Origin of the sequence: Thalassospira sp. HF15, assembly GCF_011806525.1 — a bacterium.
GTDB lineage: Bacteria > Pseudomonadota > Alphaproteobacteria > Rhodospirillales > Thalassospiraceae > Thalassospira.
This window is the reverse complement of the sequence record NZ_JAAVKI010000003.1, coordinates 483,588-499,219: the sequence shown is the minus strand read 5'-3', so window position 1 is coordinate 499,219 and position 15,632 is coordinate 483,588. Positions and strand designations below refer to the sequence as shown.

The 15,632-nt window shown below is 55.3% G+C and carries 11 protein-coding genes; 5 read left to right on the top strand and 6 right to left on the bottom strand.

Going from position 1 to position 15,632, the window contains the following annotated elements; genetic code table 11:
• Positions 1-77: 77 nt before the first annotated feature.
• On the bottom strand, positions 78-1,703 hold the full coding sequence (locus HED22_RS08720; protein ID WP_167721181.1) for a sigma-54-dependent transcriptional regulator: 1,626 nt from the start codon (positions 1,701-1,703) through the stop codon (positions 78-80).
• A gap of 225 nt (positions 1,704-1,928) precedes the next feature.
• On the opposite strand from HED22_RS08720, the gene HED22_RS08715 reads away from it, so the two are divergent.
• Positions 1,929-3,155 (top strand): methionine gamma-lyase, encoded by a 1,227-nt coding sequence (locus HED22_RS08715; RefSeq protein WP_167721179.1) that lies wholly within the window; start codon positions 1,929-1,931, stop codon positions 3,153-3,155.
• Positions 3,156-3,222: 67 nt separating this feature from the next.
• On the opposite strand, the gene HED22_RS08710 is transcribed toward HED22_RS08715, so the two are convergent.
• Positions 3,223-4,161, bottom strand: a complete 939-nt coding sequence (locus tag HED22_RS08710) for an ABC transporter substrate-binding protein (protein WP_167721177.1) — start codon at positions 4,159-4,161, stop codon at positions 3,223-3,225.
• A gap of 305 nt (positions 4,162-4,466) precedes the next feature.
• Positions 4,467-5,492 (bottom strand): ABC transporter substrate-binding protein, encoded by a 1,026-nt coding sequence (locus tag HED22_RS08705; RefSeq protein WP_167721175.1) that lies wholly within the window; start codon positions 5,490-5,492, stop codon positions 4,467-4,469.
• Between the two features lie 363 nt (positions 5,493-5,855).
• On the opposite strand from HED22_RS08705, the gene HED22_RS08700 reads away from it, so the two are divergent.
• Both HED22_RS08700 and HED22_RS08695 read left to right on the top strand, forming a co-directional pair.
• Positions 5,856-8,237: a 1-deoxy-D-xylulose-5-phosphate synthase N-terminal domain-containing protein gene (locus HED22_RS08700; RefSeq protein WP_167721173.1), complete on the top strand. Its 2,382-nt coding sequence runs from the start codon at positions 5,856-5,858 to the stop codon at positions 8,235-8,237.
• A 111-nt stretch (positions 8,238-8,348) separates the two neighbouring features.
• Entirely contained in the window at positions 8,349-9,104 is a 756-nt protein-coding gene (locus HED22_RS08695; RefSeq protein WP_167721171.1) for a hypothetical protein, read from the top strand.
• Here HED22_RS08695 and HED22_RS08690 read toward each other — a convergent pair.
• From HED22_RS08690 to HED22_RS08680, 3 genes are all read right to left on the bottom strand, one after another.
• A complete protein-coding gene (locus tag HED22_RS08690) occupies positions 9,101-9,832 on the bottom strand; it encodes a MarC family protein (protein WP_167721169.1) in 732 nt (243 codons plus the stop codon). The two genes, HED22_RS08695 and HED22_RS08690, sit on opposite strands and share 4 nt — an antisense overlap.
• 98 nt (positions 9,833-9,930) lie before the next feature.
• Entirely contained in the window at positions 9,931-10,266 is a 336-nt protein-coding gene (locus tag HED22_RS08685) for an HNH endonuclease signature motif containing protein (protein ID WP_254869856.1), read from the bottom strand.
• A 6-nt stretch (positions 10,267-10,272) separates the two neighbouring features.
• Positions 10,273-11,166 carry a M48 family metalloprotease gene (locus tag HED22_RS08680; RefSeq protein WP_167721167.1) on the bottom strand — a complete coding sequence of 298 codons (894 nt, stop codon included), beginning with the start codon at positions 11,164-11,166 and terminating at the stop codon, positions 10,273-10,275.
• A gap of 419 nt (positions 11,167-11,585) precedes the next feature.
• Here HED22_RS08680 and HED22_RS08675 point away from each other — a divergent pair, with 419 nt between their 5' ends.
• Positions 11,586-14,084 carry a type I secretion system permease/ATPase gene (locus HED22_RS08675; protein ID WP_167721165.1) on the top strand — a complete coding sequence of 833 codons (2,499 nt, stop codon included), beginning with the start codon at positions 11,586-11,588 and terminating at the stop codon, positions 14,082-14,084.
• The gene (locus tag HED22_RS08670; RefSeq protein ID WP_167721163.1) at positions 14,084-15,391 is read left to right on the top strand and encodes an HlyD family type I secretion periplasmic adaptor subunit; all 1,308 of its coding nucleotides are present in this window, start codon (positions 14,084-14,086) and stop codon (positions 15,389-15,391) included. Before HED22_RS08675 ends, HED22_RS08670 begins: the two co-directional genes overlap by 1 nt.
• The last annotated feature ends 241 nt before the right edge of the window (positions 15,392-15,632 follow it).

The window sequence follows — 15,632 nt, the reverse complement described above, 5'->3', positions numbered from 1 at the left end:
TCTACCCTTTGATTTAGGAAGATCATGCCGCAGTGCAATGTAACTGGCAAGAAATGCTGTAGCCGGGGCTCGGCTTTTTACGTGCCGATGCCGTATTTCCGCAATTTGTTGGCAATCGATGTATGCGAGACACCCAGCCGTGCCGCCAGCTTGCGTGAGCTGGGGTAATCCGGGTAAAGGCGCGTAAGCATTTCACGTTCAAGCAAATCCATGCCGCTGTTGAAATCGCTTTGCGCAAGGGCGGTGGCAATCAGATCGGTTTGCTCAGTCGGTTTGTCGGAGGCGTCTTGTGCGGCTTCGGATGTGTTTTGCGGGCTGGGTTCAGGTGCGCTTGCCGTGCCTGATGCAGCATCGGCCAGATCACGTGCGCCAAGCACATCGCCATCCAAAAGTGCGACGGCGCGAAACAGCGTGTTTTCAAGTTCGCGGACATTGCCCGGCCAGTCGTGGCTGCGCAGCCAATTCAATCCGTCGGCGGCCAGGCGCGGGGTCGTTCGTTCGGTCTGTTGGGCCGTTCGGTCGATGAAAAAGGCGGCCAGATCGGCAATGTCTTCGATCCGGTCGCGGAGCGGTGGCAGGGTGATGCCAAGTACATTGAGGCGGAAATAAAGATCCTCGCGAAATGTGCCGTCATGCGACATGGCTTCAAGGTCGCGGTTGGTCGCACTGATCACCCGAACATCAACGGTGATTTCATCGGTGCCGCCGACACGCCGGAAGCTGCCATCCTGCAGTACCCGCAAAAGCTTGGCCTGCAAATACGGTGTCAGTTCACCGATTTCATCCAAAAACAAGGTACCGCCATCAGCCAGTTCGAGAAGTCCCGGCTTGCCGCCCCGCCGGGCAGAAGTAAAGGCACCAGCGGCATAGCCAAACAGTTCGCTTTCAGCCAACCCTTCGGGCATGGCCGCACAGTTAAGGGCCAGAAACGGTTGATCGGACCGCGGGCTTGCGCGGTGGCAGGCGCGGGCGAACAATTCCTTGCCCGTCCCGGTTTCCCCCAGAATCAGGATCGGGGCGTCAATGGCGGCCAGTCTTTGTGCCTGCGACTTCACACGGGTCATTGCGCGGCTGGTGCCGATAATATCGTCAAAGTCGGTATGGCTGCGATCCTGAAGGGCGGTGATCACCCGGCCCAGTCGTGCTGCGCGATGAAATACCATCACCCCGCCCCACGGGGCATCATCCGTGACGTCCGATCCATCATCGACATGGCCAATTGGTTCGACCTGCAAAAGATAGGTTTGCCCACCCAGGGTCACTTCGCGTTCGGGCAGTCGAAAACCACCTTGGCGTAAATCTTCAATCGATGGTTCGACAAGTATGTCTGATATATGCTGGTCACGCAGTGGTTTTTCTGGGGTGCCTGAAATCGCCTGTGCAGCCGGGTTGGCCTGTGCGATCAGGCCATTGGCATCAACCGCAATCACCGGATCGCCAAGGGCGGCAAGGGTGGCATGCAGTTGGGCGCGGCGGCGTTCGGTCGGCAGCCGGTCGATTTCGGTGATGTCGAAAATGCCGGGAATTTGTTTAAGCGCGTGCGACAGCAGCAGAAAGCGTTCAGGGCGCACAGCCGGGATATCAGCATAGATGTGATGGGTGGTGACTTCAAACGTGCGGATGTCCAGGCCCTGATCGGTCAGAACGTTGATAACGTCACGCGTAATGCCAAGTCTGTTTTCGCCGCGAATTTCGAACCGCATGACTGTACCGAAAAATTTACACTGTAACGATAGGTTTACGACGTTAGAGTTCTGAAATCCAGCGTATTTGCGCTTTCTGCGGTCGATTGATGTCGGTGTGTAAATAAATATTTACATCCATCCAGCTGGTGATTTCTGCAAGTCCTTGAAAACAGGGGGTTTTCAAATCTGGCACGGTGCTTGCGGTGATGTGGGCAGAATAAACGCATTTCAAGGAGCCTTCCGATGTCTGCCCATGACAAACACAACACCGCTAAATCCGGTTTTGCCACCCGTGCGATCCATCACGGTTATGATCCGCAAAGCCACAATGGTGCGTTGAACCAGCCGGTCTATATGTCTTCGACCTTTGCGTTCGAAACAGCCGAGCAGGGCGGGCGTTTCTTTGCCGGTGACGAGCAGGGCTTTATCTATTCCCGTATCGCCAACCCGACCCTTGATCTGCTGGAAAAGCGTCTGGCGGTGCTTGAAGGCGGTGAAGCCGCTGTTGCGACCGCATCGGGCATGGGCGCGATTACGTCGGTCTTCTGGACCTTCATTGCGCCGGGCGACGAGATCATTGTCGATCGCACGCTGTATGGTTGCACCTTCGCCTATTTCCGTCACGGTCTGGAAAAGTTCGGCATCAAGCACACCCATGTGGATCTGACCGATCCGGCAGAACTTGAAAAGGCGATCTCGGACAAAACCAAGATTGTCTATTTCGAAACACCGGCCAACCCGAACATGCGTCTGGTCGACATCGAAGCCATTTCCGACATTGCCCACAAGCATGGCGCCAAGGTCGTTGTCGATAACACCTATTGCACGCCGTACCTGCAGCGACCGATTGAACTCGGTGCTGACATCGTTGTTCATTCCGCGACCAAATATCTTGGCGGTCATGGCGATCTGATGGCCGGTGCAGTGATCGGGTCGCTTGAAGACATGACGCAGGTGCGTCTGGTCGGGCTTAAGGATATGACCGGTGCGGTTCTGTCCGCACAGGATGCCAACCTTGTCATGCGTGGGCTTAAAACGCTTGAGCTGCGTATGGAGCGCCATTGCGACAATGCCGAGAAAATCGCCGATTTCCTTGCCGCGCATCCGAAGGTCGAGAAAGTCTACTATCCGGGGCTGGAAAGCGATCCGCAGCATAAGCTGGCCAAAAAACAGATGGACCGTTTTGGCGGCATGATCGCGTTCGAGCTTAAAGGCGGGATCGAGGAAGGCCGCAAACTGATGAACGGCCTTGGCATGATTACCCGTGCGGTCAGCCTTGGCGATGCAGAAACCCTGATCCAGCATCCGGCATCGATGACCCATTCAACCTACACCGCCGAAGAACGTGCTGAATATCAGATCACCGATGGCCTGATCCGCCTGTCGGCCGGGCTTGAAAGCATCGATGATATTCTTGCTGATCTGTCAAACGCCCTTGATGGCGGTGAGATGGCGATTGCTGCCGAGTAAAATCAGAGTACATGCAAAGCGGGATGGCTTGGTGTCATTCCGCTTTGCTGTTTTCAGCCTGTGCTAGTTAATCAAACAGGCTGTAGCGATCCATCGCTTCGCGGGATCGGTCTGACAGGTTCTTGTTCTCAATGCGCAAAACCCTGAGATTGCGCAGATCAATCTGTGAGAATGAGGGTGCGGTATCGGGATGGGTTTTCAACAGCTCCAGCATCATGCCATTTGAAAAGGCACGTCTGAGGCCTGTTTCGATAATGTCGTGCAGTTCCGGTGTTTTGCGGCTGACAAAGAAATAGATCGGCTGCGGGTAATAAAGCGCCGTCGTGTGGGCGATTTCGATGCCCGGCGCATCCCACTTCATCCAGTTCCATTCGCCGACAATCTGCCAGTAGGCACGCGGGTAAAGATCAAACCGCTTCGCATCAAGCATGCGATGAAGTGTCTTGTAGCGCCCGGAAACGACGTTGAAGCCGTTATCAGCCAGAATCTCGCTGTCAGGCCATCCAAGTCCCTGACCCATCGAAAGTTTCCTGAGATCGTCAAGCGTCTGAACCTGGCTGAACGGTTCTTTCGCATCTTCATGCAGCATGAACAGTCGCAAACCTGTGGTGCCAAGATAGATCGGGATGAAGACGGGAAGCAGTCTTTCTTCGCGCTCCGGATTGGTGCCAAAGAAAACTGTGTCGAACTGGTCTGCGGATTCGAGCATGGGAATGCGCCGCTCTTCAGTCGGGTAATCCATGCAGACCGGCACAAGGGTGGCATCCGTTCCGCTCAGCCTCAGGGCCAGCCGCAACAAATCAATATGATATTCCCGATGTTCTTCCCAGGTGACCTCACCGCGGCAAAAGACCGACGGCGTATCCATCGGGATGCGCACGACAATCGGATCATTGCCGCTTTCGGACTGCGCATGTGCGGGCACGCCACCGAACAGGGGTGCCGTGACAAGCATCAGGCAGAGCAATCGTCGGACAGCATCTTTGATGGCGATGAACGGGTTCATCACGGCAGCTGATGCATCTGGAATTGCTCTGATCCCGCCTGTCATTGGGATGAAGCAACTTTAATCAGGGAAAGTGATGGGAAAGGACGAAAGTTTGGCAATTTGCAATTCACCGAAAGCGAACTTTAGGAGGGGAAACATATATATCAGTATAATATATTGCGGGGCAAAGAATTTAGATCAAGGCGTTCAAACAGACTGCAGCCAGACGCTCGCCCCAGGGTGAACTTTTCGGTCCTTCGTGTTCAATCCACTCGCCCTGTGACCTGCGGCGTATGTGCGGCTTTATGCGAATTCCAGTGAGATTATTGCGCAGCCTGCCTTGAAGAGCCTTCTTCGGGGATTGCAGTTGCGCGGTCTTGCCTTGGGTGCTTTTCAAGATGTTGGGCAATGCCAAAGCGGGCAAGTGCAGCACGTGATTGATCAGAAAGGTTGGGGTTTAGCAGGTTAATCACCCGAAGGTCTGCCAATGGCGCTTTTTTAAATGCCTCGCTGGTTTGTGGATGGGTTCGAAGCAGTTCAAGCACCTTTCCGGTCGCATGCGCGCGCGTCATACCATCAAGGATGGCATCGTGCAGCGCGGATTGATCAGGGCTGACAAAGAAATAGATCGGCATGGGGTAATAAAGTGCAACATCTGTCGCAAGTACAATGTCAGGTGCGGTCTGTCGCATCTGGTCGAGTTCGGAAAATGCCTGCCAATAGGCGCGTGGATAAAGCTCAAACCGACCAGCCATTAGCATGTTGTGCAGATGAGGATAACGGGCATCAATGACCCGCATGCCATTAAATTCCAGTATCGCCGTATCGGGCCACCTGCGTTCCTGACCAAAGGTGAATTTCTGCAGGTCGTTTAATGTATGAATGTTTTTCAGATCAGTTTCGATGTCAGTTCGCGTAAAGAACAGGCGCAGGCCCGTTGTGCCGAGATAGACGGGAAAGTAAATGGCGAACAGATCCCGTTCGCGCGCGCTGCTGGTGCCAAAAAATGCCAGATTGATGGTGCTGCCATCGCGCAGCATCGCCACTCTGCCATCCTCCGTCGGATGGTCACGGCAAACGGGTGTGATGGTGAAAGGCATTTGCGAGAAGCGTGCAGCCAGACGCAGCAGATCGATGTGGTACCAGCTGACCTGATCCCAAGTTGTCTTTCCGGCGCAAAACGGTGTTTCCTCATCAACAGATATTCTGACCTCAAGACTGCTGGCTTTTGCTGCGGCGTCCTGGGCTTTTGCCTGCACGGGGTTGACCGATAGCAGGCCGGTCAGCATCAAGCTGATCAGGAGATACCCAATGGGTTTGGCCCGTGGTCCTGCGAAAAGATTTTTCATCGTTTTTCGGTCTTTACGGATCGCAATTGGGCGCGCCTATCGTGGGGCAGGCGCGTATGAATGGTCCACTTTCTCACACTCCGGATTACAGATGGGGCTGGCGAATCGTTGCTTCAAGAAGCGCAGAAAGTCACCGCGAAATAATGTTTCAGACGGGAAATTCGAAGTTTTGACCGGGATCGCCGCAGCCGATTCCACGATTTTGGCAAAATCGGCGAATCTTGTGTGAAATGATGGTGTAGTCCCTTGATTTCTGCGGCGCAGACATAAAAATCGGCAATCCAATACCGGAATATTGCGGGCGGATTTATTCAGCCCGCGCAAGACCCGAAACATCGGGCGTTTAAAGAAGGCGAACAGGAAATGTCAGCACAGGATAGCGCGCCGGAAATCGGCGAAATTATCGAAGCAACCGGCACCGGTCAGGTGAATTCCAAAGACCTTGAGATGCTTGGTCTGCTTGAAAAGAAAGTGCGCTGGCTTTCAAGCTGGACGATCCATAACGCCAACCATCTGCGCCCGAAACGCGACGGGATCAAGGTCGGTGGCCATCAGGCCAGCTGTGCGTCGATGACCACCCTGATGACCGCGCTTTATTTCAATGTTCTGCGCCCGCAGGACCGGGTCGCGGTCAAGCCGCATGCCAGCCCGGTATTCCATGCCATCAATTACATGATGGGCCGCCAGACCAAGGAAAAGCTTGAAAACTTCCGGTCCTTTGGCGGGGCGCAGTCCTATCCGTCACGCACCAAGGATAGTGATCAGGTTGATTTCTCGACCGGGTCTGTCGGCCTCGGTGCGGCGGTGACGAACTTTGCGGCCCTGACACAGGATTACCTGCGCTACAAGGACATGCTGCCCAAGGGTGAAACGCCCGGTCGCATGGTCGCCCTTGTGGGTGATGCGGAACTTGATGAAGGCAACATCTATGAGGCGCTGCTTGATACCTGGAAACATGACATTCGCAATGTCTGGTGGGTGATTGATTACAACCGCCAAAGCCTTGATGGCATGATTGATGCCCATCTGTTTCGCGTAATCGGCCGGTTCTTCCGCGCTGTCGGCTGGAACGTCATTACCATCAAATATGGCCGCAAGCTGCATGATGCCTTTGCCAAGCCGGGCGGGAAATCGCTTAAGAAATGGCTCAATGATGTACCGAATGACATCTATTCCGCGCTGACCTTCCAGGGTGGGGCAGCATGGCGCAAACAGATTACATCGGACATGGACGGCGACAATGCGCTGGCAAGCCTGCTTGGCGACTATGACGACGATCAGCTCCATGACCTGATGACCAATCTGGGCGGCCATTGCATGGAAGCGGTGCTCAGCGCCTTTGATGCGGTCCCAAATGACAAGCCGACTGTGTTTATCGCCTATACCGTCAAGGGCTATGGCACGCCGCTTCAGGGGCATAAGGACAACCATGCCGGCCTGATGAACGTGCCACAAATGGATGCCTTCAAGCTGCAAAACAACGTTGCCGACGGGCAGGAATGGGATCTTGCCGCGGGCCTTGATATCAGTGCTGATCAGATACGTGATTACATCGCCAAGGCACCGTTTAACGATGATGCCCCGCGCAACAAATTGGCCAAACACATCACTATCCCCGAAATGCCCTACGCGCGGACGGAAACGTCCAGCACGCAGGAAGTCTTTGGCAAGATCCTGAATGAACTGGCCAAGATGAAAGGAAGTGACCTTTCCGATCGCATCGTGACCACCTCGCCCGATGTGACGGTGTCGACCAACCTTGGCGGGTTTGTGAACCAGCGTGGCTTGTTTAGTCGCGAAGAACTGGCTGATGAATTCAAGGAACGCAAGGTCCCCTCGGCCCAGAAATGGATCAGATCGCCAAGTGGGCAGCATGTTGAGCTTGGCATTGCCGAAAACAACCTGTTCCTCAATCTCGCCGCCCTTGGTTTGTCCCACAGCCTGTTTGGCGAACGCCTGTTCCCGATTGGAACCCTTTATGATCCGTTCATTGCGCGCGGCCTCGATGCGTTGAATTACGCCTGCTATCAGGATGCGCGGTTCATGGTGGTGGCAACACCAAGCGGCATCACACTCGCCCCGGAAGGTGGCGCACATCAATCGATCAGCACACCCATGATCGGCATGGGTCAGCCAGGCCTGACCAGTTTCGAACCAAGCTTTGGTGATGAACTGGCCGCGATCATGGGCTGGTCGTTTGACCATATGCAGGACCCAGACGGGGGATCAGTTTACCTGCGTTTGTCGACCAAGCCGCTGTCGCAGCCGGAACGTGACCTGTCAGATACCGAAAAAACCGAAATTATTTCGGGTGGCTACTGGCTGCGCAAGCCGGGCGAAGATTGCAAAATGGCGATTGCCTATTGCGGTGCCATGGCACCCGAAGCAATTGCGGCTTGGGAAAAGCTGTCGGATGACCATCCGGGCCTGGGTCTGCTTGCCGTCACCTCGACCGATCGTCTTTATAACGAATGGCAGGATCTTGAGCGTGCGCGTCTTGAAGGCAAGGCCGATGGCAAGATGGCGCATGTCGAAAACCTGCTGAAACCGCTGGCGTCAGATGCCCGCCTTGTCACCGTGATTGACGGCCATCCGGCCGCCCTTGCGTGGCTTGGTGGTGTGCGCGGTCATGCGGTTGCCCCGCTGGGTGTGAATGCCTTTGGTCAGTGCGGGGACAGCATCGCGCTTTATGACCATTACCAGATCGGCACCGATGCGATCCTGCGCGCGGCGAAGCGTTGGTAGTTGGGCGTATGTTGAAGGCATCATTTCCTAGTAGATGTGCATTTTTAAGTTGATTATCATTCAGTGAAAAATTATCCGAAATTGCATTGGAGATTTTGTTCGGGATGAAAAATGCGTATTGCTAGGCTGTATGTTGCTTTCAAGCGTTTCTTGATGAACAACCCTAAAGGCAGGTGGTTTCTCTTACTGCTGGCCCCTTTTGTGGTAACGCCTGCAGATTTTGTAGAGTTGGATAAAACTAAGGGGATGTTCGCTAGGCTGACAGGCTGGGGGTTGCCTTTCTCGCCCGCCCTTTTCTGCGGGTGTGCTGGATCGATGGTCTATGGGAGCCTGTTCAAGACAATGGCACCTAACATATCAGGTCTTAGCGGTGCGGAATACTCTACCCGTGTTGCTCAAGTGCAGTACCTAGCTTATGGCCTGCTGTTCTGCCTAGCATTTCTGGGGATCTACATATATGCGCTTATGGCCCCAATTCGCTTTAAGGCCTTGGGCATGTTATTCCCTAAGGTGAAGAAAGATTTTCGACAGCCGCCAATTAAATATTTTCTTTTGGTCGGCAGTAGTGGCGTGGTTTGGGCAACACTTTTCGGAGCTCTTGGTGGTTTAATTATAGCCTTTGGTAGAGCTACAACGAACCAGGAAATTGGCGAACAGTTCTTTAGTGAGTATGGCGGCTGGGTTTTTGCACTGCTTGTCGTGTGGGTATTGATGCGTTTGAGGAGAGACCAAATCCGTTCGGAAGCTCATAATCAGATGTTTTTGACGCAACAGGCCAAGCGGTTAAATACGCTATGGGATGTGAGTGTTCTTCTCGTATTGCTACTGATCATGTTTGGCATACTGTTTCTGTTCGGAAGGGTTTAGAAAAACGCCTGCTTAATCCCATCAATGATGAACTGAACCGCAAGGGCCGCCAGGATCATACCAAGCAGGCGGGAGACCACTGTGGCGACGGTCGGGCTCAGGCGTTTGGCGACCACGTTTGCCAGCAGGAAGAAGACAAAGGCGATGACCATCACCACTGCAACCACACCAATGACGCTGGCCTGCATCGCGATATTGTCTTCGAACTTGCCCATCAAAAGCATCACCGATGCAATCGCACCGGGACCGGACAGGAACGGGATCGACATCGGGAAGATCGAGATATCGTCGGCCTCATGATCGGGGATGGTGACGTCGCCGTTTGATTTGGCCGGACTGGATTTGGCTTTTGCCTTTACCTTTGGTTTTTCCGCTTCGTGATCTTCTTCAAGTTCCTGATGGACCTGTTCGGCGCGCTCGTTACGTTTCTGGCTGCGTTTCTCAAACAGCATTTCAAGTGCGATCAAAAACAGCAACGTCCCCCCGGCAATCCGGAAGGCGGGCATGTGAATGCCAAACACGCCAAGCAACCCTTCGCCGATCAGGGCAAAGGCGGCCAAAATGAAAAAGCTCGTCAAACACGCCCGGATCGCCATCCGCCTGCGATGGGCAGCACTTGTGCCCTGTGTCAGGACGATGAAAACCGGCACCAGACCGAGCGGGTCAATAATCACGAACAGCGTGACAAAGACCGGGATCAGATCATTTAGCATATCTAGGCTTGGCATCGGTTCTTCCTGCTTTCGGCGGTTGCGCGACGGATGCGTATATTGCGCCTATCTTGGCAGGTAAATGGTTAAATTGGCAGTTCTTTCCCCGGAAGGATCTAGCGGCGTTTGCCGCGATTGCGGCCATATCGGCCGGCACTTTCCGGGTAATCGATATAGTCCGCCGGTTTCTTGCGCACCCATTTGATGAATTTGATCATGTCGGGATGTGTGGTCAGCTTGTCGGGATGATCGAAGTCGCGTGCAAGGGTGGCCTCATTAAACAGGCGGTGGATCATGCGATGGCAGACACGATGCAACCATTCGGTTCCCGTGCCGCCCTGTGATTTTGGCCGCCAGTGATGGCGGTCCACGGTCGGGCCCTCGATCATTGGGCGGCCACAAATCGGGCAGGGACCAAGATCAGAGCTGTTGGAATTTCCGGGTATTGTCATGGTCGATTATTCTGGCGGCATGCGCCGGTTTTCAAAGAACTTCTGCCATGTGCCGGGCTTAAGCGCGCGCAATGCCTTGATCCGGGCCCTGACCGAGGGATGGGTATCAAGCAGGCTGGGTGGCTGGGTGCTGCGATAGGGCACAAGTCCGAGGCGTTTGCGGTTGATCTGATCAATATGCAAAAGCGCATCAATCATGTCTTCGGGGCCGTTCAGCAGATCACTTGCCCCGTGATCGGCGGCAAATTCGCGATCACGGATGACGGCACGCTGGAACAGGAAGCTGATGGTCGGCACAGCACCAAACAGAACAATCATCCAGGCTGGCGGGTTGAAATCACCAAAGATGAAGATTGCCAGACCAAACAGCGCGATGGTCCATGTTGCGCGATACAGCACATCGGTAATCAGCAATATCCGGGTGTCGCCATGCCAGGCATGCGCCACTTCATGGGCCAGAATGGCGCGCATCTGACGTGGTGACAGGCCATGCACCGCATCGCTTGAAATGGCAATCGTGGTGTTGTCATCCGTGCCGGTTGTAATCGCGTTAACCCCCTTGCCCGGCAGCAGGAAAAGTTTCGGCTTGTGATCAAGGCCTGCGCGTTCGGACAGCAGGCGGCTCATTTCATGAATGGCGTGATAATCCTCGCCCGAAAGCGGGCTGGCACGCAGCATCTTCATCAGGATGTCGGGCGAGATCATGGGGGAAAGTGCGAGCATCAAGCCGACCGCAATCCCGGCTGATATCATCATCGACACACCACCCAACATCCATGCACAGGCCGCAAGCACGCCGATCATGCACGCCATCAGCCCGCCCGCGTGAGAAATCCCGCCCGGTTGAATGGCGAGAAACCGTTGAATGAAGTCGGGAAGTTGCGGCGTGTTGTCAGCCATAAAGTGTTTGCCTGTCGGGGTTTCGGGTTGGGGTCATGTTCAAAGATAGGGATGATGAACACATATGCGCAAATGCAACCTGCGTTGCGATGAAAAAAACTCTATGCCAGACAATCTGTGAACCGCATTGATTCAGAACAGGTCTGATCAGGTGGGAATTTGTCAGGATCCGACGTCGGAATTTGGCCAGAATTGCACGATGTGATGGCGCGGTAAGGCAATGAAATAAAGGGTTTTGCGGCAAAATTTTAACACATCCTTATATATTCGACTAGAATAGTGGGAGTATGCCAATGGCTAGGATACCCGTTGTGGCTTCGCTGCGTGGGTGGTTTGTCATGCGTGATTGGCAAATGGCCAAAGGCAACAGATATAAGGGGTCTGCCCGCATTTTCGGGCAGGTGTAGCGGAAGGAACGAATGGGCCTGTTGGATAAAATCCGGCCAACCCGCAAAACGGATGCGGGACGCGAGGGGGATCGTACCCCGCTGGAACGGTTGTTCTGGCGGTCGATTGCGCTTGTCGGCGGATTCTCGATGGTGATCAACCTGCTTAACATGGTGATCCCGATTTATTCCATGCAGGTATTTGACCGCGTTCTTTCCAGCCGGTCGGTTGATACGCTGGCCCTTCTGACCCTTGGCATCGGTCTTGTGCTGGTTTTCATTGCCTCGATGGAGCAACTCAGATCGCGGGTTCTGATCCGGGTGGGGACTGCGCTTGATCTGCGTTTGGGCGGGGATCTGTTTGCCCATGTCGTGCAGCAATCCGCGCGCGGCAGCCAGATGCGCCAGCGCCCCTTGCGTGATCTTTATGGATTGCGCGGTTTTCTGACCGGCAGCGGGCCATTTGCCCTGATCGATTTCATGTGGGCGCCGGTTTATATCGGGGTGGTATTCATCTTTGACACCCGCCTTGGCATGGTGGCATGCGGCGGTGCGTTGTTGTTGATCGTGATTGCGATTGCCAACGAGGCCGCGGCCAAGATATCCGTCGACCGATCCGAAGAAAGCCAGAACCGCGGCATTGCGCAGGAAGAAACCTATGTCCGCAATGCCGAAGCGATGGAAGCCATGGGCATGACCCAGTCAGCGCGTCAGCGCTGGCAGGCGGATCAATCTGATGCGCTGTATTGGGAAGGACAGGCCAGCCGACGGGTTGGCACATCGACCACGTTATCGCATTTTGTCCGTCTTGCCATGCAGGTCTGCTTTATCGGTGTTGGCGCCTATCTGGTTCTGTCGGAAAGCATTACGATCGGCATCATGGTGGCCTCCATGATCCTTGGCATGCGCGGTCTTGCGCCGTTTGACGGGGCGGTAACCGCATGGCGGAGCTGGAATGCCGCGCGCAGTTCGTTTGAACGGCTTAACAATATCCTGCTTGAAAAACGTCAGACCGCCCCGGCACCGATGCCGCGCGGGCGGGGGATGGCGGTGAGTGTTGATCGTCTTGTCTTTGCGCCGCCCAACAGCCGCAACGTTTTGTTCAAGGGGTTTTCATTCAAGGCCGGGCCGGGGCAGATTATTGCGATTGCCGGGTTTAACGGGGTTGGCAAGACCGCCCTTTTGAAACTGATCATGGGCATCTGGTTGCCCGGGTCGGGGTCGGTGAAGCTTGACGATGTCGAAGCATCCCGGGCGGATCGCACCGAAATGGGCGCGCAGATCGGCTATCTGGCGCAAAACCCGTTCCTGTTCCCCGGCACGATTGCCGAAAACATTGCGCGTCTTGGTAATGCGGAAATGCGCGACATCATTCAGGCGGCTGAATTGGCCGGGGCGCATCAGTTTATTCTTGATCTGCCTGACGGCTATGACACGCGTGTCGATCGTGGCGGCCGTAACCTTTCGGGCGGGCAGAGGCAATTGATTGCCCTGGCTGCGGCCCTGTTTTCACGTCCGCGCCTGTTGCTGCTGGATGAGCCGACAACGGCCCTTGATGACGGCGGTGTTGCCCATATCACTGAGCTGATCGAGGTCCTGCGCCGTAATGGCATCACGACCTTTATCGTCAGTCATGAACGCGAAATTCTTGCGCATGCTGACGCCATTCTGGCCTTGGCGGATGGCCAAATTCAGGTCGTCCCGGTCAAGGGTGCGGGCAAACCTGCGGCGCCGAAATCCGCACCGGAAAATGATGAAATCACCCGTGGCTTGCCACCTGCGGCGCGCCCGACGGAATCTGCATCGGATGCACCTTCATCTGATGGTCAGATGCGCATCAAACCCAAACAGATCGAAGTGCCCAATCCGGATGCGCCGCGTCCGATCGTCGAAAAGAACAGCGCGCCGAATACACATCCGGCAGCAGCGAAAAGCGCACCAGAGCCTGCGACCCAGCCTGAACCCGAGATCGAAGAAATGCCTGAAATTGCTGATTTCGGCACGACTGGCGACGCTGGGTCGGGTCGGGCAGAGGCCGCAAAACAGGCCGCCGGGATCGCCAAAACGGAAATGAAACCGCAACCGACCCCGGGTGGCACAATGATGACGATGCGACCGGTCAGCAAAAAGCCGGTAGCAAGCAGGAATGCGGCCCGCAAGGATCCACCGGCAGCTTCGTCACGAGAAGCCCGTCCGGCAAGTGCCGCCGATCTTGCGCCAAAGCGCCCGGCAGCGAAGCCAAAAACGCAGCCTGAACGCGCGGCACAGCCTGCCCGCAAGCCTGCAGCACAGCGTAAGATAAGCGAGGTCGAAGCGATTGCCAAGGCCCGGGAAGAAGCCGCCTTGCGCATGCGCAAGGTGCGTGAGGATGCCGAACGTGCGGCTGCCAAGCGCGCGCCGCGCCGCAGACCTTCTGAAGATGCGGAACGTCCGGCAGAGCGTGAACAGGTGCGCGCGCAAAGCACCCGGCGTGGCCGCCCGCAATTGCGTGTGGTTGAAGGATCGGCCGAGCGTCGACAGGGTGGTGCCTGATGTCTGGTGGTGTGCAACTTCCAACCGCGCGCGAGCTTAGCACCGATGTCAAACCATTGGTGCGGATCGGCTTTTTGATCCTGTTTCTGGGGTTCGGGTCGGTGCTGCTTTGGGCTGGAACGGCAGAAGTCAATTCGGCCGCCACGGCCAGCGGTGTGGTTGCACCGTTTTCCGGTCGCCAGAGTGTTCAGCATCTTGAAGGCGGCATCATTCGCGAAATTCTGGTGCGCAATGGTGCGCGGGTTAAGGCCGGTGATGTGCTGGTGCGTCTTGATGATACGCGGTCACGTGCCAGCTTTGATTTGCTGAACAACCGCTATCTCAATGCGCTTGCCACCCAGACCCGCCTGATCGCTGAACGCGCACAGGAAGACTATCTGACTTTCCCTGCACCACTTAAAGACCCGCGCTATTTCTCGATCACCGATGCGCAGCGGACGCTGTTTCAAAGCCGCCGGAGCGCGTTTCAGGGCGAGTTGGAACTGTATGACGAGCGGATCAAGGAGCTGCGTCGCGAGATTGTCGGCACGCGCGAGCAAAAGGTTGCCGCCGAACAGCAAGTCGGGATCGTCAAGGAAGAGCTCGCCATGGTCAAGCCGATGGTCGAACTCGGCTATGCACGGCGAACCCGGTTGCTCCAGCTTGAAAGCCGACTGGTTGAAACGCTTGGTAATATTGGACGCTTTTCGGCTGACATTGCGCGGATCGAACAGCAGATCCAGCAGGTCAAGGCCAGCCAGTCTCAGCTGATGCGTGATCATCTGCAGTCGATCAATACCGAACTGCGCGATGTCCAAAGCGAGATTTCCGATCTCAATGAACGTTTGCGCTCGGCCGAGGATATCCTGGTGCGCTCCGACATCAAGGCACCGCGCAACGGGACTGTGACAAACATGCAATTCACCACCGTCGGCGGGGTGATCCCGCCCGGTGCACAGGTGCTTGAAATTGTGCCGGCTGATGATCGCCTTGTGATCGAGGCCCGTGTTTCACCAAACGACATTGACGTTGTGTCGACCGGGCTTCCGGTCAACATCCGGGTAACGTCCTTCAGCCAGCGCTGGTTTGCACCCGTCAAGGGAACGGTCACCGATGTCTCGCCGGACCGTCTTACGGACTCGGAAGGCCGGTCCTATTTTCAGGCAATGGTCGAGATTGATGCAGACAGCCTTGCCGAGCATGAAGGTATGATTCTGTCGCCCGGCATGCCCGCCCAATTGGAGATCGTGACTGGCGCCAGAACGATTCTCGCATACCTGTTTTCCCCTATCACCACCAGCTTTGATCGCGCATTCCGCGAACAGTAGACCCCCAAAGAACGTATAGGTCATGGTGGGTGGTTACATACAACCTGACAGATTCTGACATGCTGGGCTTTTCCGTTCCAAATCAACGGAAAATATGAGAAAAAGTGCATTATCCGTCCCAGAGAGAGTCATTTGCTCTTGCTGAATCGCAAAATCCTAATCTATACTACGGTATAAATGGATTCTGAGGCGGATGTCCGCCGCAGAATTGGTAAAAACAATTCCCATGTAGGGAGTATGT

Bases quoted from the DNA above. Each gene is read 5' to 3' on its own strand.
- HED22_RS08720 (WP_167721181.1), bottom strand. From the start codon at position 1,703: ATGCGGTTCGAAATTCGCGGCGAAAACAGACTTGGCATTACGCGTGAC.
- HED22_RS08680 (WP_167721167.1), bottom strand. From the start codon at position 11,166: ATGGCTGACAACACGCCGCAACTTCCCGACTTCATTCAACGGTTTCTC.
- HED22_RS08715 (WP_167721179.1), top strand. From the start codon at position 1,929: ATGTCTGCCCATGACAAACACAACACCGCTAAATCCGGTTTTGCCACC.
- HED22_RS08710 (WP_167721177.1), bottom strand. From the start codon at position 4,161: ATGAACCCGTTCATCGCCATCAAAGATGCTGTCCGACGATTGCTCTGC.
- HED22_RS08675 (WP_167721165.1), top strand. From the start codon at position 11,586: ATGGGCCTGTTGGATAAAATCCGGCCAACCCGCAAAACGGATGCGGGA.
- HED22_RS08700 (WP_167721173.1), top strand. From the start codon at position 5,856: ATGTCAGCACAGGATAGCGCGCCGGAAATCGGCGAAATTATCGAAGCA.
- HED22_RS08685 (WP_254869856.1), bottom strand. From the start codon at position 10,266: ATGACAATACCCGGAAATTCCAACAGCTCTGATCTTGGTCCCTGCCCG.
- HED22_RS08695 (WP_167721171.1), top strand. From the start codon at position 8,349: ATGCGTATTGCTAGGCTGTATGTTGCTTTCAAGCGTTTCTTGATGAAC.
- HED22_RS08705 (WP_167721175.1), bottom strand. From the start codon at position 5,492: ATGAAAAATCTTTTCGCAGGACCACGGGCCAAACCCATTGGGTATCTC.
- HED22_RS08670 (WP_167721163.1), top strand. From the start codon at position 14,084: ATGTCTGGTGGTGTGCAACTTCCAACCGCGCGCGAGCTTAGCACCGAT.
- HED22_RS08690 (WP_167721169.1), bottom strand. From the start codon at position 9,832: ATGCCAAGCCTAGATATGCTAAATGATCTGATCCCGGTCTTTGTCACG.